This window comes from Paraplanobispora takensis (genome assembly GCF_016863195.1).
Classification (GTDB): domain Bacteria; phylum Actinomycetota; class Actinomycetes; order Streptosporangiales; family Streptosporangiaceae; genus Planobispora; species Planobispora takensis.
This window is the reverse complement of record NZ_BOOK01000010.1, coordinates 141,784-166,959: the sequence shown is the minus strand read 5'-3', so window position 1 is coordinate 166,959 and position 25,176 is coordinate 141,784. Positions and strand designations below refer to the sequence as shown.

The window sequence follows — 25,176 nt, the reverse complement described above, 5'->3', positions numbered from 1 at the left end:
CCGCCCATCCCCGCGTGCCGGGCGCGTGACCCGCCCGCCGCCCATCCCCGCGTGCCGGGCCCGGAACGGGCCGCCGTGCTCCAGCGGCGGACCCTGCCGGGAAGCGGGCGCCCGGGGGCTATTCCAGGCGGCGGGTGCTCTCGCGGATCACGACCTCGCCGGCCACCCGCTCGATCCTGACCCGCTCCGCCGGGTCGAGGGCCAGCTCCATCGCCCGGGCGCCCATGTCCGCCAGCGGGAGCCGTACGGTCGACAGCGACGGGACCAGGTCCCTGAGAGTGGCGATGTCGTCGAACCCGGCGACGGAGACGTCCTGCGGCACGCGGACGCCGCGGTCCCTGAAGGCCGCCAGCGCGCCCATCGCCATCACGTCGTTGACGGCGAACACGCAGGTGATCTCCTTGCCCGCCTCGGCGAGCCCGGCCGCCGCCGCGTAGCCGCCGTCGCGGTCGAAGGTGCCGTGCACGATCCGCGGCTCCGGCAGGCCGAGCGCGGCCAGCGCCCCGCGGAAGCCGGTCGTGCGGTCGCGGGCGGTGACCAGCCCGGCGGGGCCGGCGAGCACGGCGAAGCGCCGGTGCCCGAGGCCGGCCAGGGCCCGGGCCAGCTCGGCGGCGCCCTCGGCGTTGCCGGGCGCCACCGTGTCGGCGCCGAGCAGGTCCTGGCCCACGCAGGCGACCTGGCCGCCGCTCTCGCGGTAGCGGTCGAGCTCCTGGCGCAGCCGCCGGGTCACCTGGACGTCGTCGAGCCGGGATCCGGTCAGCAGGACGGCGCGCACCCGCTGCGCGTTCAGGGTCGAGACGTAGGCGATCTCCCGCTCGGGGTCCCGGTGCGTGGTGCCCACCATGACCATCAGGCCCCGGCTCTCGGCCACCCGCATCGCCCCGTCCGCGATCGCGGCGAAGTAGGGGTCGACCAGGTCGTGCACCACGAGGCCGATCACGTTGCCGGCCCCGCGCGCCAGCGTCTGCGCCGCGACGTTCGCCCGGTAGCCGAGCTGTTCGGCGGCCATCTCGACCTTGGCCCGCAGCGGCGCGCCCACCTGGCGGGTGCTGCCGTTGAGCACCCGCGACGCGGTGGCGAGAGAGACTCCCGCGTGCTTGGCGACATCCTCGAGCGTGACCACGGGCGACCTCCAGGAAAACGATTTCCAAGTCTGCCAGACGATCACCTCCCGCGCATCCGGCCCCGCCGCGGGGAAGGCTCCGCCCTCACCTCCGATTCTGCGCCCCGCCGGGCCGCCGCGCACCCTGGACGGACCGAGTGTTGTTACCGGCGAGTAGCATAGGGAGGGTAGCCACCCAGCAACGAGGAGCTAACCCCGTGCCTTCGTCTCGTGACGTCGTATTCGTCGACGGAGTGCGCACGCCTTTCGGCAAGTCCGGCCCCAAGGGCCTGTACGCCGAGACGCGCGCCGACGACCTGGTGATCCGCGTCATCCGCGAGCTGATTCGGCGTAATCCGAACCTGCCGCCGGAGCGCGTCGACGAGGTGGCCATCGCGGCCACGACCCAGATCGGCGACCAGGGGCTGACCATCGGCCGCTCCGCCGCCGTCCTGGCCGGTCTGCCCAAGAGCGTCCCCGGTTACGCGATCGACCGCATGTGCGCCGGCGCCATGACCGCGGTCACCTCCGTCGCGGGCGGCATCGCCTTCGGCGCCTACGACGTGGCCATCGCCGGCGGCGTCGAGCACATGGGCCGCCACCCGATGGGCGAGGGCGTCGACCCCAACCCGCGGTTCGTGGCCGAGCAGATCGTGGACGGCTCCGCCCTGGTCATGGGCATGACCGCGGAGAACCTGCACGACCGCTACCCGACCATCACCAAGGATCGCGCCGACGCCTTCGCCCTCGCCTCCCAGGAGAAGGTCGCCAAGGCCTACGCCGACGGCAGGATCCAGCCCGACCTGGTCCCGGTCGCCGTGCGCTCCGCCGAGAAGGGCTGGGGCCTGGCCACCGCCGACGAGGCTCCCCGCCCCGGCACCACGCTGGAGGGCCTGGGCACGCTGAAGACCCCGTTCCGCCCGCACGGCCGGATCACCGCGGGCAACGCCTCCGGCATCAACGACGGCGCCACCGGCTGCATCGTGGCCGCCGCCGACGTCGCCCGGGAGCTGGGCCTCGCCCCGAAGATGCGCCTGGTCTCCTACGCCTTCGCGGGCGTGGACCCCGAGGTCATGGGCGTCGGCCCGATCCCGTCCACCGAGCGCGCGCTGCGCCTGGCCGGACTGTCCATCGACGACATCGGCCTGTTCGAGATCAACGAGGCGTTCGCCGTCCAGGTGCTGGCCTTCCTGGAGCACTTCGGCATCGCCGACGACGACACCCGCGTGAACCCGTACGGCGGCGCGATCGCCTTCGGCCACCCGCTGGCCTCCTCGGGCGTGCGGCTGATGACCCAGCTCGCCCGCGAGTTCGGTGAGCGCCCCGAGGTCCGCTACGGCATCACCACGATGTGCGTCGGCATGGGCATGGGCGGAACGGTCATCTGGGAGAACCTCGCCTGGGAAGGTGCGAAGTAGTGAGCGACATCAAGGAACTCTTCGCTGACGAGGTCGTCACCAAGGCGATCGTCCGCGACGTCGAACTGCCGTACGGCGCCGGCACGATGGCCCTGATCACGCTGGACAACGGCTTCGACCACACCAAGCCGTCCACCTTCGGCCCCGGCGGCCTGACCTCGCTGAACGAGGCCGTCGACGCCGTCGCGGGCCGGACCGACCTGGCCGCGGTGGGCGTCGTCGGCAAGCCGTTCATCTTCGCGGTCGGCGCCGACCTCAAGGGCGCCGCCCTGGTCTCCGAGCGCGAGCAGGCGCTGGCCATCGGCAAGCTGGGCCACGACGTCTTCCGCCGTCTCGGCGAGCTGCCGGTGCCGTCGTTCGCGTTCGTCAACGGCGCGGCGATGGGCGGCGGCCTGGAGGTCGCCCTGCACTGCACCTACCGGACCATCTCCTCCGGCGTGCCCGCGGTGGCCCTGCCCGAGTGCTTCCTCGGCCTGGTCCCCGGCTGGGGCGGCACCCAGCTGCTGCCCCGCCTGATCGGCCCGGAGAGCGCGCTCAAGCTGATCATCGAGAACCCGCTCGCGCAGAACCGCATGATCAAGGGCCGGGACGCGTTCAAGCTCGGCATCGCCGACGCGATGTTCGAGGGCGCCGACTTCCTGGAGGAGTCGCTGCGCTGGGCCGCCCAGGTGCTCCGCGGCGAGGTGACGGTCTCGCGTACCGACCACACCGCCGCCGACTGGTCCAAGACCGTCGCCGACGCCCGCTTCCTGCTCGACATGAAGCTGCGCGGCGCCAACCCGGCCCCCTACCGGGCGCTGGAGCTGGTCGAGCTGGCCCGCACCGCCTCCCGCGACGAGGGCTTCGACGCCGAGGACCAGGCCCTGGCCGACCTCCTCATGGGCGACGAGCTGCGCGCCGGGCTCTACTCCTTCGACCTGGTGCAGCGCCGCGCCAAGCGGCCCGCCGGGGCGCCGGACAAGTCGCTGGCCCGCAAGGTCACCAAGGTGGGCGTCGTCGGCGCCGGCCTGATGGCCTCGCAGATGGCGCTGCTGTTCGCCCGCCGCCTGGAGGTCCCGGTCGTCCTGACCGACCTGGACCAGGCCCGCCTGGACAAGGGCGTCGCCTACGTCCACGCCGAGGTCGACAAGCTGCTGGGCAAGGGCCGCGTCTCCGGCGACCAGGCCAACCGGCTCAAGGCCCTGGTGACCGGTTCGCTGACCAAGGACGCCTTCGCCGACGCCGACTTCGTCATCGAGGCCGTCTTCGAGGACATGAAGGTCAAGCAGAAGGTGTTCGCCGAGGTCGAGGCCGTGGTCTCGGAGACCTGCGTGCTGGCGACCAACACCTCCTCGCTCTCCCTCACCGAGATGGGCTCGGAGCTGAAGCACCCCGAGCGCCTGGTGGGCTTCCACTTCTTCAACCCGGTCGCGGTCATGCCGCTGCTGGAGATCATCCGCGGCCACGCCACGGACGACGCCACCCTCGCCACCGCGTTCGCGGTCGGCAGGTCGCTGAAGAAGTCCAGCGTGCTGGTGAAGGACGCCCCGGCGTTCGTCGTCAACCGGCTGCTGACCCGCTTCATGGGCGAGGTCATCACCGCCGTGGACGAGGGCACCCCGCTGGAGGTCGCCGACCACGCGCTCGACGGCCTGGGCCTGCCGATGACCCCGTTCGCGCTGCTGCAGCTGGTCGGCCCGGCCGTCGGCCTGCACGTCTCCGAGACCCTGCACGCCGCCTTCCCCGACCGCTTCGGCGTCTCGCAGAACATGGCCGAGCTGGTCGCGGCGGGCAAGCCCGGCGTCTACGCGCCGGACTTCTCCCTCGACCCCGAGGCGGTGGCGATCTTCTCCGGCGGGACCTCCCCGTCCACGGCCGAGCAGGTGCGCGAGCGCACGCTCCGGGCCCTGGAGCAGGAGATCCGCATCATGCTCGAAGAGGGCGTGGTCGCCGCGGCGCAGGACATCGACCTGTGCATGATCCTGGGCGCGGGCTGGCCGTTCCACCTGGGCGGCATCACCCCGTACCTGGACCGCGCCGGCATCGCCCGGCCGCGCTTCCTGGAGCCGGGCGTGGCCTCCGTCCCCGCCTGACCCGTCCCGCTCTCCGCCCTCCGTCCCCTGCCCGGGGCGGAGGGCGGAGGCGTCTCACGCGGTCGCTCTGCGGATTATCACGCAGTCGTTGTGTGGATTATGCGGAGGTGACCGATCCGTCCCGGCGGCATCGTCGGGTGCACCGGCCGAGGTGGCCGGTGACCCGGACGGCCCGCCTCGGCGGGCTCTCGCCCACGGGAGACCGCCATGACCGCCCTCCGCCCCGCGCCCCCCGTCCCCTCCCCGCCCGCCGGCGGGACCCCGCCGGCGGCGCCCGGCCCGCGGCGGATCGGGTGGGCCGACACCGCCAAGGGCGTGTGCATCCTGCTGGTGGTCCTGTGGCACGTGGTCGCCAAGCAGTACCTCCGGCTCGACTGGCGGCTCGGCCTGCCGATCCCGGGGGCGTGGGGTGCCCTGGGCGAGCTGCTCCTGCCGCTGCGGATGCCGTTGTTCTTCGCCGTCTCGGGCATGTTCGCACTCGGCGCGGTGAACCGGCCGTGGCGGGTGGTCGCCCGGTCGCGGGTCGCCAGGTTCCTGTACCTGTACGTCCTGTGGCTGCTGGCCCACACCGCGCTGCTGAACACGACGCCGGGTTTCCCCACCGACCGGGCCGCCGACGCGCTCGGGCTGCTGGAGCAGCTCACGATCACGCCGTCCAACCTGTGGTACCTGTACGCGCTGGCGCTGTACTTCGTGATCGCCAAGCTCACCCGGCGCTTCCCGCGGATCCTCGTGCTGGGGCTCGCCCTGGCGCTGTCGGTCCTCGCCTCCGCCGACCTGCTCGCGGCGCCCGGCAACCGCGCCGGGCTGTACCAGAACCTGGTGTTCTTCCTGGGCGGGCTGTACTTCCGCCCGGCCGTCGAGCGGCTGGCCGCGGCGGCGGACTGGCGGCTGCTCGTCCTGACCGGGGGCGTGTACGGCTCGGCGCTGCTGGCCATGACCCTCACGCGCTCGCAGGACGTCCCCGGCGTGTGGCCCCTCGTCTCGGCGGCCGCCACGGTCTTCGGCGTGACCGCGGCGGCCGTGCTGAGCCGCTGGAGCGCTCCGGCGAGGCTGCTGAGGAGCATCGGCCGGCAGACGTTGCCGATCTACGTCATGCACATGCCGATCCTCGCGCTGCTCGGCCTGGCGCTGGCCGGGCCGCTGTCCGGGCTCGCGGGCCCGTGGCGGGCCGTCGCCGCGCTCGTCCAGCCGCTCGTCCTGACCGCCGCCGTCGCCGGGATCTGCCTCCTGCTGCACCGGGGGCTGCACGCGGCCGGGGCCGGGCGGATCCTGTTCGACCTGCCCGGCCGCCGGACGGAGCGCGGGCCCGCCCCTCAGCCGCCCTTCACCGGGCCTCCCGCCGGCCGGTCGGCCACGCGGCTGTGACGGTAGCCGTAGGAGAAATAGATCACGACTCCGATGAGCATCCACGCCAGGAAGCGCAGCCAGGTCTCCACCGGAAGGTTGATCATCAGGTAGAGGCAGGCCAGCACCGACAGGATGGGCACCAGCGGGACCAGCGGGGTGCGGAAGGAGCGCGGCAGGTCGGGGCGGGTGCGGCGCAGGATCACCACCGCGATCGAGACGACCACGAACGCGAAGAGCGTGCCGATGTTGACCAGCTCGGCGATCGTGGACAGCGGCACCAGCCCGGCCAGGATCGAGATGATCACGCCCAGCAGGATGGTGATCCGGTACGGCGTGCCGTACACGGGGTGCACCCTGGCCAGGCCGCGGGGCAGCAGGTTGTCGCGGCACATGGAGAACATCACCCGCGACTGGCCCAGCATGAGGATCATCACGACCGTGGTCAGACCGGCCAGCGCGCCGATGCTGATCAGCGTCGCCGCCCAGGTCTGGCCGACCGCCTTGAACGCGTCGGCGAGCGGGGCGGCCTCGCTCAGGCTCTGGTACGGCTGCATGCCGACGACGACCAGGGAGACCGAGACGTACAGGACCGTGCAGATGACCAGCGAGGCGATGATGCCGATCGGCAGGTCCCGCTGCGGCCTGCGGGTCTCCTCGGCGGCGGTGGCCACCACGTCGAAGCCGATGTAGGCGAAGAACACGATCGCGGCGGCGCTGAAGATGCCCAGGACGCCGAAGGCCACCGGGGTGATCCCGAACATCACCTGGATCAGCGGCGCGGACAGCCCCTCGACGGCCGCGGTCTGCTTGGCGGGCGGGATGAACGGCGTGTAGTTGGCGCCCTTGACGAAGAACAGTCCCGCCACGATGACCAGCAGGATCACCGTGACCTTGATCGCGACCACGACCAGGTTGAGCCGCGACGACAGCTTCACCCCGGCCACCAGCACCGCGGTGAGGATCAGCACGATGAGCGAGGCGGGCAGATTGAAGACCGGGTCGTCGCCCGCCAGCGAGGCGGGCAGGTCGATGCCGAACGACGACAGCAGCGAGGCCAGGTATCCCGACCAGCCGACCGCGACGACCGCGGCGCCGAGCATCATCTCCAGGATCAGGTCCCACCCGATGATCCAGGCGGGGAACTCGCCCAGCGTCGCGAAGGAGAAGGTGTAGGCCGAGCCGGCCACCGGGACGGTGGAGGCGAACTCGGCGTAGCAGAGCGCCGCCAGCGCGCAGACGACCGCGGCGGCCACGAACGACAGGGCGACCGAGGGCCCGGCCATCTCCTTGGCCACCCGTCCGGTGAGCACGAAGATGCCGGTCCCCACGATGACGCCGATGCCGAACACGGTCAGGTCGAGCGCCGTGAGCTCCCTTCTCAGCCGATGCTCCGGCGCCTCGGTGTCCGAGATGGACTGCTCGACCGACTTCACGCGGAACACGCTCATCGGGTACACCTCCCGGGGTCGTGTGATCACCCGGGTGCTTCCCCCGCGAACGGCGGGTCATGCGGACCCGGAGCGTACGGATGTCCGCTCCGGCGGCACCCGGCCGGGCCGAAACCCCGGCGGCGGCGCCCCGGGCCGTCAGGACAGCCCGGGCAGGGTGGCGAAGCCGTCCAGGAGCGCCGCCAGGCCGACCTCGAACAGCGCGTCGAGATCGAGGTCGTAGCCGTCGGCGAAGAACGTCAGGGTCCTGGTGAAGACCGGGTAACGGCCCGAGGCGACTATCGCCTCGAACGCGGCCTGCTGGGAGTCCATCCACTGGTCGTCGGTGAGGCCGGTGGCGGCCTCGGCCTGGGCGCCCCGCTCCAGGTTGACCGCCAGGCCGTGGACGAAGGTGTAGAGCAGCAGGTGCAGCTCGAACGCCCTGTCCGGTCCGAGCCCGCGGGCGTCGAGTGTGGCCAGGGCCCACTCCGCGTGCCCGGCCAGTCCTCCCAGGGGCAGCGGCCGGGACAGTGAGCTGATCTGCGCCAGCCACGGATGACGGCGGTAGAGCGCCCACATCGTGCGCGCGCCCAGCTCCAGCCGGGCGCGCCAGCCCTGCGGGGGGTCGTCGGGGTAGGTCCCCTCGGCGTAGGCGGCGTCGGCCATCAGCAGGATGAGCTCGTCCTTGCCGTCCACGTAGCGGTAGGGCGACATGGTGGCCACGCCCAGCCGGGCGGCGACGCCGCGCATGGACAGCGCGTCCAGCCCTTCGGCGTCGGCGATCTCGATGGCGGCGCGCACGATCCGCTCGCGGGTGAGCTCCCGGTCGGGGCCGGCGGCGCGCGGGCGCGTCCGCTCCGATCCGGCGGCGCGGGGCCGTACCCGCTCGGGGGCGGGATCGCGCGGTGCCACCACGGTGCCCGCGCGGGGCCGCGCCTGCACGACGCCCTCCTGGCTCAGCTTGGCCAGCGCCCTGGTGGCGGTGGCCAGGGCGACACCCCATTCCCGGGCGATCCGTCTCGTCGAGGGCACCCGGTCACCGGGAGCCAGCTCCCCGTCGGCGATGCGCCTGCGGATCTCGGCGGCGATCCGCAGGTAGGGCGGATCGATTTCTCCGGTCACCGGCGTCCCTTTCCTGCTGTCCTAGTACAGACGATAGCAGGCGGTTTTCCGCAATCCCGCCCTCTGTACTAGCTCAGCAAGGCGAAAAGGCCAGTTGACCACCCTGTTCGTACACCGTACATTCAGCCGCATACGGCGTATCCCAATGATGCGAGGGGACTCTTCCATGACGACGGTTCTCATCTCCGGCGCGGGTGTCGCCGGTCCGGTCCTGGCCTACTGGCTGCACCGCCACGGCCTCACTCCGACGGTGGTCGAGCGGGCCCCCGCGGTGCGCGGCGGCGGGCAGGCCGTCGACGTCCGCGGCGCCGCGCTCGGCGTCGTCGAGCGCATGGGCCTGCTGCAGGAGGTAAGGCGCACCCGCACCCGCATGCGCGGCATGTCCGTGCTCGACTGCGACGGCAACGAGATCATGCGTGACACCGAGGCCACCTTCAGCGGCGGACGGCTCGACAACGACGACGTCGAGCTGCTGCGCGAGGACCTCGTCCGGATGCTGCACGAGATCACGTGTGACGACGTCGAGTACGTCTTCGGCGACTCCATCACCGCGCTGCGCGAGCACGAGCACGGCGTCCTGGCCGGTTTCGACAGCGGGGCGAGGCGCGACTTCGACCTCGTGGTGGGCGCCGACGGCCTGCACTCGAACGTGCGCGGTCTCGTCTTCGGCGAGGAGGGACGCTTCCTCCACCACCTGGGCACCCACCTGGCGATCTTCAGCACGGAGAACTTCCTGGGCCTGCAGGACTGGCAGGTCTGGCTCAGGGAGGGCGAGGCGGGGTACGGCATCTACCCGGTGCGCGGCAACACCGAGCTCAGGGTCACCATCGGCTTCGGCTCCGAGCCGTTCGACTACGACCACCGCGACGTCGAGCGGCACATGCGGCTCGTCGAGGAGCGCTGCGCCGGCCTGCGCTGGGAGACCCCGCGGCTGCTGAAGGCCATGCGGGAGGCGCCCGACTTCTATTTCGACGCGATGGCGCAGGTCCGCATGGACCGCTGGTCGTCGGGACGGGTCGCGCTGCTCGGCGACGCCGGCTACTGCCCGTCGCCGATGTCCGGGCAGGGCACCAGCCTGTCCCTGGTGGGCGCCTGCGTCCTGGCCGGCGAGCTGGGCCGGGCCGCCGGGACGCCCGGCGGGCACCGCGCCGCGTTCGCCCGCTACGAGGAGCGGATGCGCCCCTTCGTCGCGCTCAACCAGGCGCTGGCCACCGAGAACCCGGGCGGTCCCGCGCCCGAGGAGTCGGTCGAGCGGGCCAAGAACGCGATCTCCCTCGACGGCTGAGCCGCGGGGCCCCGGCCGGGAGCGGGGGGCGGGGGGCGGTCCGGGAAAGTAAGGGTTCTTCTCGGGGTAAGTCCGGATCTGCTCGGCGGCCCGGCCGAGGAGGATGGGAGCATGATCCTGGACATATTGGGCCAGCTGGATCCCGCCCTGGTGGGCGGGGTCCTGATGGCCGTGCTGGCTCTGGACAACACCCTGCTGACCGGGCTGGTGATCCCCGCCGACGCGTCGATCATCGTGGCCGGCGCCGCGCTGACGAGTCCGGCCGAGATCGCGCTGGTCGCGGCGGCCGGCACCGCCGGCTGCTTCCTGGGGGCCAGCGGCGGCTGGCTGCTGGGCCGCCGGTACGGCGCGCGGGTCCGCCACAGCAGGGCCGGCCGGTGGATCGGAGAACACCGCTGGGCCCGCGCCGAACGGATCGCCACGGGCAGCGGCGGCGGTCCCGCCCTGGCCGCCGCCCACTTCCTGCCGGTGGTGAACGCGCTGACCCCGATCCTCGCCGGGACGCTGGGCATGCCGTACCGGAGTTTCATCCGCTGGGCGCTGGCGGGCGGGGCCGCCTGGGTGACGACCTATCTGACGCTGGGATCCCTGGCGGCGGACTTCATGCGCGACAACCAGCACCTGACGGTGCCCCTGGCCGCGTGCGCCGCCCTGCTCGCCGTGGGCCTGGCCGTCGTCACCCGGCGGACCCGCGCGAGCAGGAACGCGCGGGCGGCGTCCGGGAACTCCGGTGGATCCGGCGAGCCGGGGCCCGCCGGATCCGGTGCCGCCGAGATCAGCGGGCCGGGTGGTTCTCCAGAACCGGAGAGCGCTTCGCGACCGCCTCGGTGACCTCCCGGGCGATGTCCTGGGCGGTCAGGCCGATGTCGCTGAGGACCTTCGCCCGCTTGGCGTGGTCCAGGAAGCGCTGCGGGATGCCGTAGGTGCGCACCGGGACGTCCACGTCGGCGTCGCGCAGCATCCTGGCCACCGCGTCGCCGACACCGCCCACCCGGCCGTTGTCCTCGACCACCACGACCAGCTTGTGCACCCGCGCGGCCGGCACCAGCGCCTCGTCCAGCGGCTTGACCCAGCGCGGGTCCACCACCGTGGCGGAGATCCCCTGGGCGTCGAGCAGCCCGGCCGCCTCCATGCACGTCTCGGCCATCGGGCCCGCCGAGACGATCAGCACGTCGGGGTCGCCCGCGCGCAGCACGTCCATCCCGCCGAGCTTGCCGACGGCCTCGATCTCGGGGCCGACCGGGCCCTTGGGGAAGCGCACGACGGTGGGGCCGTCGTCGACCGCCACGGCCTCGGAGAGCAGTTCGCGCAGGCGCGGCTCGTCGCGCGGCACCGCGATGGCCAGGCCCGGCACGACCTGCAGGATCGACAGGTCCCACATGCCGTTGTGGCTGGCGCCGTCGTCGCCGGTGACGCCCGCCCGGTCGAGCACCACGGTGACCGGGAGCTTGTGCAGGGCGACGTCCATCAGCAGCTGGTCGAAGGCCCGGTTGAGGAAGGTGGCGTAGACCGCCACCACCGGGTGCAGCCCGCCGAGCGCCAGACCGGCGGCGCTGGTCAGCGCGTGCTGCTCGGCGATGCCGACGTCGTAGAGGCGGTCGGGGTAGGCCTCGGAGAACGGGATCAGGCCGGTCGGGCCGAGCATCGCGGCGGTGATCGCCACGATGTCCTGCCGCTCGGCGCCGAGCCGTACGATCTCCTGGCTGAACACGTTGGTCCAGCCGTGCGGCTTGGGCTTCTCCTCGCCGGTCAGCGGGTCGAAGACGCCGGGCGAGTGGAAGCAGTCCTCCCCGTGGTTCTCGGCCGGGGAGTAGCCGAAGCCCTTCTTGGTGAGCACGTGCACGATGACCGGGCGGCGGAAGTCGCGCGCCCTGCGCAGCGCGGCCTCCACGGCCTGCTCGTCGTGGCCGTCGACCAGGCCGATGTACTTCAGGCCGAGGTCCTCGAACATGACCTGCGGGGCCAGGACGTCCTTGAGGCCCTTCTTGACCCCGTGCAGCGCGTCGTAGACGGGGGCGCCGACCAGGGGCACCTTCGTCAGGTTGTCCTTGACGAAGTCGAGCACGTCCTCGTAGCGCTGGGTGGCGCGCAGCGAGGCCAGGTGGTTGGCCAGGCCGCCGATGGTCGGCGAGTAGGAGCGGCCGTTGTCGTTGACCACGATGATCAGCGGCAGGTCCTTGTGCCCGGCGATGTTGTTGAGCGCCTCCCAGGCCATGCCGCCGGTGAGGGCACCGTCGCCGATCACCGCGACGACCGAGCGGTCGCCCTCGCCGCGCACCTTGTAGGCCTTGGCCAGGCCGTCGGCGTACGACAGCGCGGTGGAGGCGTGCGAGTTCTCGATGATGTCGTGCTCGGACTCGGCCTGGCTGGGATAGCCGGACAGGCCGCCCTCCTGGCGGAGCCTGTCGAACAGTCCCGCGCGGCCGGTGAGCATCTTGTGCACGTACGCCTGGTGCCCGGTGTCCCACAGGATGCGGTCGCGCGGCGAGTCGAAGACGCGGTGCAGGGCGATGGTCAGCTCGACCACGCCGAGGTTGGGGCCGAGGTGCCCGCCGGTTCGGGCGGTGGAGGAGACGAGCAGGTCCCGGATCTCGGCCGCGAGTCGCGGGAGCTCGTCGGCCGCCATCAGCTTGAGGTCCCGTGGTCCCTTGACCGACTCCAGAAGACTGCCCGGCCGTGCGGTCCGCTCGCTCACGGAATCATCCCCTCTGTCCAGTCACCTTCAAAGCGAGTCTAGTTCGCCTACCATGCGGTGCCGCCCATCGAGGGCGAACCTGCATGCTTTATTCACACATGTCATAACCTTTTGCACACCATGAACTCCCTCCTCTCAGGGTCACTGGTGTCCCTCGCCGTGGCCTCCCTCTCCCTTTCCCTGGCGCCCGGCTCGGGCGAGGCGGGCACGGTCGCCATTTCGGCCGTCGCCGCCGCCGGGAAGCAGGGAGTGCAGTTGAGCGGCAAGGCCGCCGCCACGTCGAACTCCCTGTACCGGACCGGCGAGATCGCCGGCGGCAGGTGCGAGGCCGGCCGGATCATCGCGGGGAACGCGGCCTCCTACCGGCGTTTCATGACCCGCGTCAACCGCTGCCTCGGCAGGACGTGGGCGGCCCAGTTCAGGAAGGCCGGCCTGCCCTTCAGCCAGCCGACGCTGCGCTTCGTCACCTCCAGGGTGAGCAGCCCGTGCGGCAAGTGGCCCACCGGGGCGGGCGGCTACTACTGCTCCAGCAACCGCACCATGTACATCGGCGTCACCCGCAGGGTGCTGCAGAACCCCTACGCCCCCAACCACGCGCAGTTCATGGCCCACGAGTACGCCCACCACGTGCAGCAACTGGCCGGCATCCTGCCGTACTACGGCCAGAGCGCCTGGCAGGCCCGCACCGGCGTCAGGCTCGCGCTCTCCCGCCGCCTCGAACTGCAGGCCGACTGCCTGGCCGCGGTCTTCCTGCGCGGGGCCGCCCGGGATCTGGAGGTCACCCCGGAGCACTGGGAGGCCATGCTGGAGTGGACCACCGAGAACGGCCACAAGACCTGGCCGACCAACGACCACGGCAAGGGCCGCAGCCAGGCGTTCTGGATGCGGCGGGGCTTCGACTCCGGCTCTCCGGCCTCCTGCAACACCTGGACGGCCTCCAGCCGCAGCGTCTCCTGAGCCGCGCACCGTTCCGGAACCGCGGGATCGCCGCGGTCCCGTCACGATCCGGCGCGGGCGAGGACCTCCAGGGGGTCGGCCAGGACCTGGGCGAAGGCCAGCTCGGCGGCGCCGATGAGGGTGGCGTCGTCGCCGAGGGCGGAGGTGCGAAGGCGCAGGTGCTCCCGCGCCGGGGGAAGCGCGTCGGTCGTGATGCGGCTGCGCACCTGGGCGGCGGAGCCGAGGTAGACCTCGCGGAGCGTGCCGCCGAAGACGACCATCTCCGGGTTGAAGATGTTGACCAGGTTGGCGACGCCCAGCCCGAGCCAGTCGCCGACCCTGCCCAGCGCCGCCTGGGCGACGATGTCGCCGCGGTCGGCCGCGTCGACCACGGCGCGGACCGCGTCCCGGCCGATCAGGGCGCCGGACCCGTTGGAGCCGTTGGATCCGTTGTACGGCTGGGCGCCGTGGTTCTCGAAGCGCCCGGCGGCCTCCAGCAGGGCCCGCTCCCCCACCTCGGCCTCCAGGCAGCCGAGCGAGCCGCACCCGCAGGAGCGGCCCTTGGGGTTGACGACCATGTGCCCCACCTCGCCGCCGAAGCCCTGGTGCCCGCCGAGCAGGGCGCCGTTGACGATCACGCCTCCGCCGACGCCGACATCGCCGTGGAGGTAGATCAGGTCGCGGCATCCGACGCCCACGCCGCGGGTGTGCTCGGCCATCGCCCCGAGGTTGGCGTCGTTGCCGACCGTCACGGGCAGGCCGAGCCCGAGGCGCCGGGCCATCTCCTCGCCGAACGGCACGTCCACCGAGTCCATGTTCGGCCCGAACCGAACGACGCCGTCCTCACGGGCCACCCCGCCGGAGAAGGCCGCGGCGGCTCCGACGCAGACCGTGTCCGGCCGGGTCTTGCGGTGCATCTGCCGGGCGAAGGCGGCCAGCGGCCCGACGACCTCCTCCATGACGAAAGGGCCGCGGCGCCGTACCGTCTCGCGCCGGTCCAGGACCGTTCCGCCCAGGCCCACGCGGGCGGCGACCAGCCGGTCGACGCCCACGTCCAGGGCGAACACGTAGACCCGCGCCGACTCCGGGCGGACCACCAGGGAGGGGCGTCCCGCGCGTCCGGTCTCGCGCGGCAGCTCCTCCCTGACCAGGCCCGCGGCGGTGAGGTCGGCGGTGAGGGCCATGATGGTGCTGCGGTTGAGCCCCATCCGGCTGGTGAGCTCCGCCCGCGAGGTCGGCCCGCCCAGATGAACGTGACGGAGCAGGGCGCCGAGGTTGTGGCGCCTGATCTCCTCTTGGGAGGGACCGGCTCGCATCGCGTGGCGTTCCTTAGGTCGGTCGGAGTCGTGGATCACCCTAGACCAGTTGCGGCGGCGCGCCTGCGGGACAGCGCGTCCACGCTGGCGGCCAGGAGCAGGACGGAGCCGGTGACGATGTACTTCACGCCGGAGCTGTAGCCCATCAGGCCCATGCCGTTCTCGATGACCGCGACCACCGCGCCGCCCAGGACCGCGTCCAGGACGCGGCCCTTGCCGCCGAAGAGGCTGGTGCCGCCGATCACGGCCGCGCCCACGGCGTACAGCAGCACGTTGCTGCCGCCGGTGTTGGGGTCGACCGAGGCGCCCCGGGAGGCCGCGATGATGCCGCCGACCGAGGCCAGGACCGAACAGAGCACGAACGCGGTGATCTTCATCCGGTCCACGTTGATGCCGGCCCGGCGGGCCGCCTCGGCGTTGCCGCCGACGGCGTACAGGTGCCGGCCGTACCCGGTGCGGCGCAGCACGAAGGTCAGCACCAGCAGGAGCACGACGATGATCGGGACGACGATCGGCACGCCCTTGAGCGAGACGACCGCCGCGTTGCGGCTGCGCTCCAGGTTCAGGAAGTAGACGGCCAGCCCGCCCAGGACGGCCAGCGCCCCCACGCGCAGCGCGATCAGCGAGATCGGGTCGGCGGCCAGGCCGCGCGCGGTCCGCTTGCGCGCCCGCAGGAGCTGGACCGCCGCGTAACCGACGACGCCGGCGATCAGCAGAGCCCAGCCCCACACCGGCGGCAGGTTCTTGTTGGCGATCGCGAGGATCGTCTCGTCCCGGATGGAGATGTTCGTGCCGCCCTTGACCAGCAGCAGCACCAGGCCCTGGAAGCCGAGGAAGCCGGCGAGCGTCACCACGAAGGAGGGGATGCCGAGCTTGGCGACCAGTGTGCCGAGGGCGGTGCCGATCGCGACGCCGGTGAGGATGGCCGCGGCCACCGCCACGTACCAGGGCTGGCCCTGGTCGGTGAGCAGGATCGCGAGCACCGCGGCGCAGACACCGCTGGCGAAGCCCGCCGACAGGTCGATCTCGCCGAGGAGCAGGACGAACACCAGGCCCATGGCGATCACGGTGATGGCCGCGCCCTGGGTGAACAGGTTGGCGAAGTTGCCCGAGGTGAGGAAGGAGGGCCGCAGGATCGAGAAGACCGTGCAGAGCACGATCAGGCCGAGCACCGCGGGCAACGCGCCCATGTCGCCGCCGCGGACCCGCTCGGCGTAGCCGCGGACGTTGGAGGCGATCGAGGGGGACTCTGGCTTGCTCTCGATGGTGGTGGTCATGCCGGAACTCCGTTGGTCAGGCCGAGGTCCCCGCTCCGGCCGGAGGTGATCAGTTCGACGACCTGCGCGTGGGTGACGTCCGAGGTCTTCACCTGGGCCGCCATCCGGCCGAGGTACAGCGCGGCGATCCGGTCGGACACGGCGAACACGTCGTTCATGTTGTGCGAGATGAGCACCACGGCCAGGCCCTGGTCGGCCAGCCGGCGGACCAGTTCCAGCACCTGCGCGGTCTGCGCGACGCCCAGCGCCGCGGTGGGTTCGTCGAGGATGACGACCTTGCTGTTCCAGAGCACGGCCTTGGCGATCGCCACGGTCTGCCGCTGGCCGCCGGAGAGGCTGGAGACGTGCTGGCGGATGGACTTGACGGTCCGGACCGACAGGCCCTCAAGCGTCTTGGCCGCCATCTCCTCCATGGTGTCCTCGTCGAGGACGATGCCGCGCTTGTGCTCGCGTCCCAGGAACATGTTCTGGACGATGTCGAGGTTGTCGCACAGCGCCAGGTCCTGGTAGACGATCTCGATGCCCAGGGCGGCGGCCTCGCGCGGGCTGTGGACCTGGACGGGCTTGCCCTCGAAGAGGTACTCGCCCGAGTCGATGGGGTGGATGCCGCCGACGCACTTGACGAGGGTGGACTTACCGGCGCCGTTGTCGCCGACCAGCGCGGTCACCTCTCCGGCGTGGACGGAGAGGGCGACGTCGTGCAGGACCTGGACGGGACCGAAGCTCTTGTCGATCCCGCGGAGTTCCAGTACGGGGGTCATATGGGGCTCCTCAGGTGCGGCGGGGTACGGCCGGCGGAGGGGACGCCGGCCGTACCCCGCCTGCGCGTTACTGGATTCCGGCCTCGGTGCACTTGGCGGCGAAGTCGCCGGTGCACAGCTCTTCCTTGGTCACGAAGCCGTCGGCGACGACGTCCTTGACGTTCTCGAAGAAGATCGGCTGCGGGTCGAGCAGGACCGAGGGAACGTCCTGGCCGCTCTCGGTGTCCTTGACCGTGCCGGTCGCCGCGGGCTTCTCCCCCTTGGCCAGGCCGATCGCGAGCGCGGCGGCCGCGTCGGCCTCCTTCTTGATCGCCTTGTAGACCGTCATGCACTGGTCGCCGGCGAGGATGTTCTGCAGGCCCTGCACGGTGGCGTCCTGGCCGGTGACCGGGATCTTGCCGTTGAGGTTGTTCTTCTTCAGGATGGTGATGGCCGCGTTGCCGAGACCGTCGTTGGCGGCCAGCACGCCGGCGATGTCCGGCTTCTCGGTCAGCATCTGCTCGAAGATCGTGCCGGCCTTGGTGTTGTCCCACTCCGGCACCGACTCGTCCGGGCCCTTGGTGTACTCGCCCGCGTCGAACTTGGGCTTGAGCACGCCGTCGTAGCCGTTCTTGAAGAGCGTGGCGTTGTTGTCGGTCGGCGAGCCGTTGAGGTAGGCCACGAGCGGCTTCTCGGCCTTCTTGTCCGTGAGGCACTTGACCAGGCCCTCACCCTGCAGGGTGCCGACCTTGGTGTTGTCGAAGCTCACGTAGTAGGAGGCGCCGCCGTTGAGGGTCAGGCGGTCGTAGTCGATGGTGGCCACGCCCTGGGCCTTGGCCTTGTCGAGCACGGCCTTGCCGGTGCCGCTGTCCAGGTTGACGATCATCAGGACCGTGGCCCCGTTGGTGATCATCTGGTCGGCGATGGTCTGGAACTGGTTCTTGTCGCCCTGGGCGTTCTGGATGTCGTAGGCCACGCCCGCGGCCTTGAACGCCTCCTCCAGGTACTTGCGGTCCGCGGTCTCCCAGCGGGCGGAGGACTTGCTGTCCGGCAGGATGACGCCGACCTTTCCGGCGGCCTTGCTCTCGGCGGGGGCGGCGCTGCTCTGGGCGCCGGTGTCGCCACCGTCGCTCCCGCAGGCGGCGAGGCCGACAGTCATCACCGCGGCGGCGGCGGTCAGGCTGAGGATCCCCTTGCGCATGGTGCACGGGTCCTTTCTTCGAGAACTTCGAGAAGTGGGGGGTCGGAAGTGCGGCATGCCGAATTCATCGGGACGGCCCGGCCGGGTTGCGGCTCACCGCCCCGTTGAATGTTGTTTGCGGCAACGTATTCCGCGTTGGCCAGGAACGCCAGACCTCCCAGAGGGAAAGTTTGTTGTGGCCGGTAACAATCCAGAAACGCGGGCTTAACCCAGGGTGCTCTGGAGGATCAGGCCCAGCGCGGAAAGCGCGGCCACCGTGAGGATCGCGGCCCTGACGCGCCCGCCGTCGAGATAGCGGCGCAGCGGGCCCGAGACGAGGAAGCCGGCGACCAGGAACGGGATCAGCACGGCCCCGAAGCCCAGCGCCCGCGCCGGCAGCCGCCCCAGGACGGCGAGGATGACCAGGGACTGCGCGGCGCTGAGGAAGAAGAACATCGCGAGGGTGGCGCGGATCTGCGGCCCCTTGGCGTTCTGGTAGACCAGGGCCATCGGCGGCCCGCCGATCCCGGTCGCGGTGCCGGTGACCCCCGAGACGAACCCCGCCCCGGCCAGGGTCGCCGGGTTGCGCGGTACGGCCGCCGCCCGCACGGTCAGGGCGACCGCGACCAGCACCATGGCGCCCACCATGACGCCCAGGGCCCGGGTGGAGACGTAGACGACCACCAGGCCGCCCAGGAGGCTGCCGGGCAGCCTGCCCAGCAGAGCGAAGCCGAGCCCGCGCCAGTCCACCCGGCGCCACTCGACCATGAGGGTGAACAGCGGCAGCGTGACGTTCACGACCTGGATCGCCCCGGGTGCCGCCGCCTCGGGCGGGGCCGTGTTCCGGGCATGACGCCCCGGGCGCGGCATCTCTGGCGTGACGCCCCGGGCGTGGCATGCCGGGCATGACGGAGCCACCCGGCGGCGGTGCGCCGCCGGGTGGCTCACGTCTGGGGTGTCTCCCCGATATGGGCGGGTCCCCGAGGGGCCCCGTCCCCCCGGCTCAGCTCTTGGCGAGCAGGGAGCGCAGGACGTACTGCATGATGCCGCCGTGGCGGTAGTAGTCGGCCTCTCCGGGCGTGTCGATGCGCACGACCGCCTGGAACTCCTTGTCCCCGGCCTTCACCGTCACGGTCCGGGGGATGCCGCCGCCGTTGAGCTCCTCGACGCCGGTGATGTCGAAGGTCTCCTCGCCGGTCAGGCCCAGCGAGGAGGCCGTCTCGCCCTCGGGGAACTGCAGCGGCAGCACGCCCATGCCGATCAGGTTGGAGCGGTGGATGCGCTCGTAGGACTCGGCGATGACGGCGCGCACGCCGAGCAGCGCGGTGCCCTTGGCCGCCCAGTCGCGCGAGGAGCCGGAGCCGTACTCCTTGCCGGCCAGGACGACCAGCGGGATGCCCGCGGCCTGGTAGTTGGCCGAGGCGTCGTAGATGAAGCTCTGCGGGGCGCCCTCCTGGGTGAAGTCGCGGGTGTAGCCGCCCTCCACGCCGTCGAGCAGCAGGTTCTTCAGCCGGATGTTGGCGAAGGTGCCGCGGATCATCACCTCGTGGTTGCCGCGGCGCGAGCCGTAGGAGTTGAAGTCCCTGACCTCGACCCCGTTCTCGCGCAGGTACTCGGCCGCCGGGGTGCCCGGCTTGATGGAGCCGGCCGGGGAGATGTGGTCGGTGGTGACCGAGTCGCCGAGCTTGGCCAGCACCCGGGCGCCGGAGATGTCCTTGACCGGCTCCGGCTGGGCGGGCATGCCCTCGAAGTAGGGGGCCTTGCGCACGTAGGTCGAGGCCGGGTCCCACTCGAAGGTGTTGCCGGTCGGGACCGGCAGCGACTGCCAGGTCTCATCGCCCTTGAACACGTCGGCGTAGTCGCGCAGGAACATCTCCTGGTCGATCGAGCCGTTGACGACCTCGGAGACCTCCTCCGGCGACGGCCAGATGTCGCGCAGGTAGACCGGGCCGTCGGCGCCCTCGCCGAGCGGCTCGTTGTCCAGGTCGATGTCCATGGTGCCCGCGAGCGCGTAGGCGACCACCAGCGGCGGCGAGGCCAGGTAGTTCATCTTCACGTCGGGGTTGATGCGGCCTTCGAAGTTGCGGTTGCCGGACAGCACCGCGGTGACCGCGAGGTCGTTCTCCTGGATCGCGGCCGAGATCTCCTCGTCCAGCGGGCCGGAGTTGCCGATGCAGGTGGTGCAGCCGTAGCCGACCAGGTTGAAGCCGATCTTGTCGAGGTACGGCTGCAGGCCCGAGCGCTCGAAGTAGCCGGTGACGACCTGCGAGCCGGGGGCCAGGGAGGTCTTGACCCACGGCTTGCGGGTCAGGCCCTTCTCCACCGCCTTCTTGGCCAGCAGGGCGGCGCCCATCATGACGTACGGGTTGGAGGTGTTGGTGCAGCTGGTGATGGCCGCGATGGTCACCACGCCGTGGTCGATCTCGAAGCCGGTGCCGTCGGCCAGGGTGACCGGGACGCGCCTGTGCGGGCGCTCGCCGTTCAGGTCGGCCGCGTGCGGCTTGTCGCCGTTGCCGTCGTGGGAGATCGCCGGGGAGTCCGAGGCGGGGAACGACTCGGCGGACGCCTCGTCGGCCGGGCCCTGGATGCTCGGGGCGTAGTCCTTGACGGCGGCGCGCCAGGCCTTCTTGGCGTCCGACAGGGCGATGCGGTCCTGCGGGCGCTTGGGGCCGGCGATCGAGGGGACCACGGTGGACAGGTCCAGCTCGATGTACTCCGAGAAGACCGGCTCCTCGGCCGACGGGTCCAGCCACAGGCCCTGGGCCTTGGCGTAGGCCTCGACCAGGGCGACCTGCTCGTCGGAGCGGCCGGTGAGCCTCAGGTAGTTGATCGTCTCGCCGTCGATCGGGAAGATCGCGCAGGTCGAGCCGAACTCGGGGCTCATGTTGCCGATGGTGGCGCGGTTGGCCAGCGGCACGCTGGAGACGCCCTCGCCGTAGAACTCGACGAACTTGCCGACCACGCCGTGCTTGCGCAGCATCTCGGTGATGGTGAGCACCAGGTCGGTGGCGGTGGCCCCGGCCGGGAGCTTGCCGGTCAGCTTGAAGCCGACCACGCGCGGGATCAGCATGGAGATCGGCTGGCCGAGCATCGCGGCCTCGGCCTCGATGCCGCCGACGCCCCAGCCCAGCACGCCGATGCCGTTCTCCATCGTGGTGTGGGAGTCGGTGCCGACGCAGGTGTCCGGGTAGGCCTTGCCGTCGCGGATCATGACCACGCGGGCGAGGTGCTCGATGTTCACCTGGTGCACGATGCCGGTGCCCGGCGGGACGACCTTGAACTCGTCGAAGGCGGTCTGACCCCAGCGCAGGAACTGGTAGCGCTCGCGGTTGCGCTCGTACTCCCGCTCGACGTTGCGCTGGAAGGAGTCGGGACCGCCGAAGAAGTCGACGATGACCGAGTGGTCGATGACCATCTCGGCCGGGGCCAGCGGGTTGATCCTGGCGGGGTCGCCGCCGAGGTCGCGCACGGCCTCGCGCATGGTGGCCAGGTCCACCACGCAGGGGACGCCGGTGAAGTCCTGCATGATCACGCGGGCCGGGGTGAACTGGATCTCCACACTCGGGGCCGCGGACGGGTCCCACTGACCCAGCGCCCGGATGTGATCGGCGGTGATGTTGGCACCGTCCTCAGTGCGCAGCAGGTTCTCCAGCAGGATCTTCAGGCTGTACGGGAGGCGTCCCGACCCCTCGACGGCATCCAGCCGGTAGATCTCGTAAGCCGCGTCTCCGACGCGGAGCGTGTCACGGCTGCCGAAGCTGTTGGCGGACACGATTCGCCTCCCTCATCACCATGTCGTCTGGCGCGCCTCGCCTGCGGGGCGCAATTGAATCCTGCCGCACCGCGGAAGTGCCCATGTCAGTTAGGTATGCCTAACCGTCGGCTCCCCGCAGGTTGCAGCGGTTGTCTCGACGTCAAGATATCCCCGTAGATATCTCGACATCAAGTTACCCACCAGTATGATCAGAGTGGCGCGAGACGCCAGTACAGAAGCCCGAGAACGACGACGGAAAGTACCGGGGCGAGAAACTTCTGCTCGAAGGCACGGCCCGTCTTGATGCCGATCTTCCATGGCAGCAGCCAGCGCTGCTTCATCGGCCACAGGACCGGGCAGCCCTTCTCGGTGCAGCAGTCCCCCACGACGTGCACCAGGCATCCGACCGCGACCGCGAGCCCCAGCCAGGCGTAGCCCACGTTGTCGGAGCGGAACACCGCGAACAGCCCGGCGGTCATGGCGATGTTCACCATCGCCGAGGCGAACTTCTTGCCCGGGATCCCGATGCCGATCGCCCGCAGCGCCAGGCCGATCAGCAGCACGACGAGGATGTCCCGGCCGATCGGCTGGCTGCTCGCCAGGTAGTGCGCGCCGAACCCGGCCCCGACCGCGAACAGCAGCGAGTGGGTGGCGTTGCGGTGCCCGCCGGCCAGCCAGTTGACCCCCTTGCTCAGCGCCCAGGTGACGGGTCCGAAGGTCTGCGCGATCGTGGCGCTGGGGTGGTCGAGGTCCGGGAGCATCGCGGCCCCGGCGCAGATCAGCGCCCCGGCGACGAACTCGGCCGGGCTGAGCGCGTTCACCATGACCCCGGTCTCGGCGAACCTGGAGGAGTCGGTCAGCAGCGGCAGCGCGGCCAGCGTCGGCGCCACGCCGAGCCAGGCGATCGCCCCCGTCAGCGCGTGCGTGTGTCCCATCAACGCTCAATCACCACCAACAAGATCACGGTGGGTGACTGTACGGCAAAGCCGACCCGAAGGACAGACGACGGCGGCAGACGCACCGGATGTGTCGCCTCCCCCGGGATCGCGGCAGGATTCCCCATGTCCACACCAGGTGAACGGACGGCGCGGGCGGTTGGTGCCCCGCGGGGACGGACGGGGCGGCCGATCGGCGCCCCGGAGCCGACACGGGGCCGCATGCTGCGCAAACGACAGACGGGACCGTTCCGCACCGAAAGCACCCCCCAGCCCTTCCGGCACGGAACGAATCCCGTCTATGTCATTTGTAACGCCTAGGTCTCGGTGCTTGTTCCGAAATCCGCCGAGAATCCAGTGATCTATCTCACTTATTTTTCCCGGGGGCAGGTAAGTCACCCTCCGTGACCGCCCATGAGAGGACAGTCCGCACAAAAGGGGGTTGGCAGTAGAACATTGTCGATATATCTTTGAAGAGTCGAGAACGATCGAAGGTCGATCGTGGACAGATCCTCAAAGGAGAACACCATGACATCCGCACACGCGATGGGCGGCCCGTGGGGGATGAACCCCCACCAGATGCGCCGCGAGATGAAGCAGGCCGTGGAGGCCCTGCGCAGCATGGCCGAGGGCTGGCAGCACACCAGGACGCACCACGCGGGCCCGCCGGGTCACCACGGCCCGCACGCCCCTCATGAGGGCGGGCCGCATGAACACCGCCGCCGCGGCCGGCGGGGTTCGGGCCCGTGGGGCGGGGACTTCCCGTGGGACTTCGGCCGCGGCCCCTGGGGCGGCCCCGGTGGCCGCGGCGGCCCGTTCGGGCGCCCGCCGTTCGGCCGCGGGCGCAAGGCCAAGCGGGGCGACGTGCGCGCCGCGATCCTCGCCCTGCTGTCGGAGGAGCCGCGCAACGGCTACCAGATCATCCAGGAGATCGCCGAGCGCAGCCAGGGCGGCTGGAAGCCCAGCCCCGGCGCGGTCTACCCGGCCCTGCAGCAGCTCACCGACGAGGGCCTGGTCCTGTCGGAGGAGAGCGACGGCCGCAAGACCTTCCGCCTCACCGACGCGGGCCGTACCTACGTCACCGAGCACCCCGACGAGGTGCGCGCGCCGTGGGAGGAGATGACGCCCGACGTCGACGACAGCACCTGGGAGCTGATGGACCTGGGCCGCCAGTCCGCCTTCGCCATGCTGCAGATCCTGCAGACCGGCACCGAGGCCCAGATCCGCCAGGCCAGGCAGCAGCTGATCGAGACCCGCCGCAGGCTCTACCAGATCCTCGCCGACGGCGACCCCGGCGAGGAGTGAGGACGGGAGTGAGCATGATCCCCGGGGATGACCTCCGCATCGGAGACGCGGAGCGCGAAGCGACGATGGCCGCCCTGCGCGAGCACTACGCCCAGGGACGGCTGACCCACGAGGAGCTCGACGAGCGCCTCGGCCTGGCGCTGACCGCCCGCACCGGGCACGAGCTGGCGCTGGCCCGGCAGAACCTGCCCGACCTGTACGGCGCCGCGGACCACGCGGCGCGGCGACCAGGCGACCAGGCGGACCGGAAGGCGTGGCACCACGCCGACCGGAACGCCTGGAGGGCCCAGTGGAAGGCTCGGCACCACGCCGACCGGGCGGCCTGGAAGGCACAGTGGCACGCCGACCGGAACGCGTGGAAGGCGCAGCACCATGCCGCCCACGCGGCCTGGAAGGCGCAGTGGCGGGCGGAATGGGCCGCCCGGTCCGGGCACCCCTCCCGGCATGCGGGCTGGCACCGCCACCCGGCGCGCAGGGGCGGACCGCCCGTCGCGCCGCTGCTGTTGCTGGCGCTGGTCATCGCGGTGATCGGCGGCGGCTTCGGGTTCCTGAAGTTCGTGCTCCTCGCCTGGCTGGTGATCGGCCTGTTCCGGATGATCCACCACCGCGGTCACGCCCGGCGGATCAGCCGCTCCGGCACCCCCTGAGACGGGCCGGCCCGCACCGCGCGGCCGGCCCGTACAACGCTTCCCGCGAGCCCGGGCGGATCACGCCTCCGGGCGTCCGATGGACTCCCGGAGCCGCCGCATCTCCCCCGCGATCCGCTCCAGGGACCAGTGGGCGTTCAGGCCGCTCGGGTTGGGCAGCACCCACACGGCCGTGCCGCCGACCTCCTCCTCCTGGGGACCGATCGCCGCCTTCGGCCGCCCGAACGCCGTGCGGTAGGCCGTCACCCCCGCCACCGCCAGCACCCGGGGCCGGATCTCGGCGACCAGCCGCGCCAGCCGTACCCCGCCCTCGCGGTACTCCTCCTGCGACAGCTCCGCCGCCTGCGCGGAGGGACGGGCCACCACGTTCGTGATGCCCAGCCCGAAGGAGGGCAGCAGGTCCTGCTCGGCCGGCGACAGCAGCCGGGGCGTGAAGCCGGAGCGGTGCAGCGCGGGCCAGAAGCGGTTGCCGGGGCGGGCGAAGTGGTGACCGGTCGCGGCGGAGTACAGGCCGGGGTTGATCCCGCAGAACAGCACGTCCAGCGAGGGACCGAGCACGTCCTCGATCGTCCGGTCCCCGGCGGCCTCGATCTCGGCTCTCGTGGGAGGCATGGG

At 71.5% G+C, this 25,176-nt stretch carries 20 protein-coding genes; 8 read left to right on the top strand and 12 right to left on the bottom strand.

Going from position 1 to position 25,176, the window contains the following annotated elements; translation table 11 throughout:
- Window positions 1–118: 118 nt before the first annotated feature.
- On the bottom strand, window positions 119–1,123 hold the full coding sequence (locus Pta02_RS08300; protein ID WP_203874103.1) for a LacI family DNA-binding transcriptional regulator: 1,005 nt from the start codon (window positions 1,121–1,123) through the stop codon (window positions 119–121).
- Window positions 1,124–1,320: 197 nt separating this feature from the next.
- Here Pta02_RS08300 and Pta02_RS08295 point away from each other — a divergent pair, with 197 nt between their 5' ends.
- From Pta02_RS08295 to Pta02_RS08285, 3 genes are all read left to right on the top strand, one after another.
- Window positions 1,321–2,520, top strand: coding sequence for a thiolase family protein (locus Pta02_RS08295; protein ID WP_203874102.1), 1,200 nt, complete (start codon window positions 1,321–1,323; stop codon window positions 2,518–2,520).
- Window positions 2,520–4,592 carry a 3-hydroxyacyl-CoA dehydrogenase NAD-binding domain-containing protein gene (locus tag Pta02_RS08290; protein WP_203874101.1) on the top strand — a complete coding sequence of 691 codons (2,073 nt, stop codon included), beginning with the start codon at window positions 2,520–2,522 and terminating at the stop codon, window positions 4,590–4,592. Before Pta02_RS08295 ends, Pta02_RS08290 begins: the two co-directional genes overlap by 1 nt.
- A 207-nt stretch (window positions 4,593–4,799) precedes the next feature.
- Window positions 4,800–5,960, top strand: coding sequence for an acyltransferase family protein (locus Pta02_RS08285; protein WP_203874100.1), 1,161 nt, complete (start codon window positions 4,800–4,802; stop codon window positions 5,958–5,960).
- Here Pta02_RS08285 and Pta02_RS08280 read toward each other — a convergent pair.
- Both Pta02_RS08280 and Pta02_RS08275 read right to left on the bottom strand, forming a co-directional pair.
- Window positions 5,909–7,390 (bottom strand): amino acid permease, encoded by a 1,482-nt coding sequence (locus tag Pta02_RS08280; RefSeq protein WP_203874099.1) that lies wholly within the window; start codon window positions 7,388–7,390, stop codon window positions 5,909–5,911. The two genes, Pta02_RS08285 and Pta02_RS08280, sit on opposite strands and share 52 nt — an antisense overlap.
- 138 nt (window positions 7,391–7,528) lie before the next feature.
- Window positions 7,529–8,491 (bottom strand): TetR/AcrR family transcriptional regulator, encoded by a 963-nt coding sequence (locus tag Pta02_RS08275; RefSeq protein ID WP_203874098.1) that lies wholly within the window; start codon window positions 8,489–8,491, stop codon window positions 7,529–7,531.
- A 166-nt stretch (window positions 8,492–8,657) separates the two neighbouring features.
- Here Pta02_RS08275 and Pta02_RS08270 point away from each other — a divergent pair, with 166 nt between their 5' ends.
- Window positions 8,658–9,776 carry an FAD-dependent monooxygenase gene (locus Pta02_RS08270; protein ID WP_203874097.1) on the top strand — a complete coding sequence of 373 codons (1,119 nt, stop codon included), beginning with the start codon at window positions 8,658–8,660 and terminating at the stop codon, window positions 9,774–9,776.
- A 111-nt stretch (window positions 9,777–9,887) separates the two neighbouring features.
- On the top strand, window positions 9,888–10,607 hold the full coding sequence (locus Pta02_RS08265; RefSeq protein WP_203874096.1) for a DedA family protein: 720 nt from the start codon (window positions 9,888–9,890) through the stop codon (window positions 10,605–10,607).
- Here Pta02_RS08265 and dxs read toward each other — a convergent pair.
- Window positions 10,552–12,471, bottom strand: a complete 1,920-nt coding sequence (dxs, locus tag Pta02_RS08260; RefSeq protein WP_203874095.1) for a 1-deoxy-D-xylulose-5-phosphate synthase — start codon at window positions 12,469–12,471, stop codon at window positions 10,552–10,554. The genes Pta02_RS08265 and dxs overlap by 56 nt on opposite strands.
- 120 nt (window positions 12,472–12,591) lie before the next feature.
- Between dxs and Pta02_RS08255 the strand changes: the two genes are divergently transcribed.
- Entirely contained in the window at window positions 12,592–13,428 is an 837-nt protein-coding gene (locus tag Pta02_RS08255) for a neutral zinc metallopeptidase (RefSeq protein WP_203874094.1), read from the top strand.
- A 41-nt stretch (window positions 13,429–13,469) separates the two neighbouring features.
- On the opposite strand, the gene Pta02_RS08250 is transcribed toward Pta02_RS08255, so the two are convergent.
- The 7 genes from Pta02_RS08250 to Pta02_RS08220 all read right to left on the bottom strand — a co-directional run bounded on the left by Pta02_RS08250 (window position 13,470) and on the right by Pta02_RS08220 (window position 22,609).
- The gene (locus tag Pta02_RS08250; protein WP_203874093.1) at window positions 13,470–14,723 is read right to left on the bottom strand and encodes an ROK family transcriptional regulator; all 1,254 of its coding nucleotides are present in this window, start codon (window positions 14,721–14,723) and stop codon (window positions 13,470–13,472) included.
- A 35-nt stretch (window positions 14,724–14,758) separates the two neighbouring features.
- Entirely contained in the window at window positions 14,759–16,000 is a 1,242-nt protein-coding gene (locus tag Pta02_RS08245) for a sugar ABC transporter permease (RefSeq protein ID WP_203874092.1), read from the bottom strand.
- Window positions 15,997–16,761, bottom strand: a complete 765-nt coding sequence (locus Pta02_RS08240; RefSeq protein ID WP_203874091.1) for an ATP-binding cassette domain-containing protein — start codon at window positions 16,759–16,761, stop codon at window positions 15,997–15,999. The genes Pta02_RS08245 and Pta02_RS08240 overlap by 4 nt, the downstream gene beginning before the upstream one ends.
- A 67-nt stretch (window positions 16,762–16,828) precedes the next feature.
- Entirely contained in the window at window positions 16,829–17,941 is a 1,113-nt protein-coding gene (locus Pta02_RS08235; RefSeq protein ID WP_203874090.1) for a sugar ABC transporter substrate-binding protein, read from the bottom strand.
- Window positions 17,942–18,145: 204 nt separating this feature from the next.
- Window positions 18,146–18,790 (bottom strand): sulfite exporter TauE/SafE family protein, encoded by a 645-nt coding sequence (locus tag Pta02_RS08230; RefSeq protein WP_203874089.1) that lies wholly within the window; start codon window positions 18,788–18,790, stop codon window positions 18,146–18,148.
- A gap of 133 nt (window positions 18,791–18,923) precedes the next feature.
- On the bottom strand, window positions 18,924–21,692 hold the full coding sequence (gene acnA / locus Pta02_RS08225; RefSeq protein WP_203874088.1) for an aconitate hydratase AcnA: 2,769 nt from the start codon (window positions 21,690–21,692) through the stop codon (window positions 18,924–18,926).
- Window positions 21,693–21,883: 191 nt separating this feature from the next.
- Window positions 21,884–22,609, bottom strand: coding sequence for a metal-dependent hydrolase (locus Pta02_RS08220; RefSeq protein ID WP_239129896.1), 726 nt, complete (start codon window positions 22,607–22,609; stop codon window positions 21,884–21,886).
- Window positions 22,610–23,137: 528 nt separating this feature from the next.
- Between Pta02_RS08220 and Pta02_RS08215 the strand changes: the two genes are divergently transcribed.
- The gene (locus Pta02_RS08215) at window positions 23,138–23,914 is read left to right on the top strand and encodes a PadR family transcriptional regulator (protein WP_203874086.1); all 777 of its coding nucleotides are present in this window, start codon (window positions 23,138–23,140) and stop codon (window positions 23,912–23,914) included.
- 14 nt (window positions 23,915–23,928) lie between these two features.
- Window positions 23,929–24,561: a DUF1707 SHOCT-like domain-containing protein gene (locus Pta02_RS08210; RefSeq protein ID WP_203874085.1), complete on the top strand. Its 633-nt coding sequence runs from the start codon at window positions 23,929–23,931 to the stop codon at window positions 24,559–24,561.
- Window positions 24,562–24,621: 60 nt separating this feature from the next.
- Here Pta02_RS08210 and mug read toward each other — a convergent pair whose 3' ends face one another.
- Entirely contained in the window at window positions 24,622–25,173 is a 552-nt protein-coding gene (mug, locus tag Pta02_RS08205; RefSeq protein ID WP_203874084.1) for a G/U mismatch-specific DNA glycosylase, read from the bottom strand.
- Window positions 25,174–25,176: the final 3 nt, after the last annotated feature.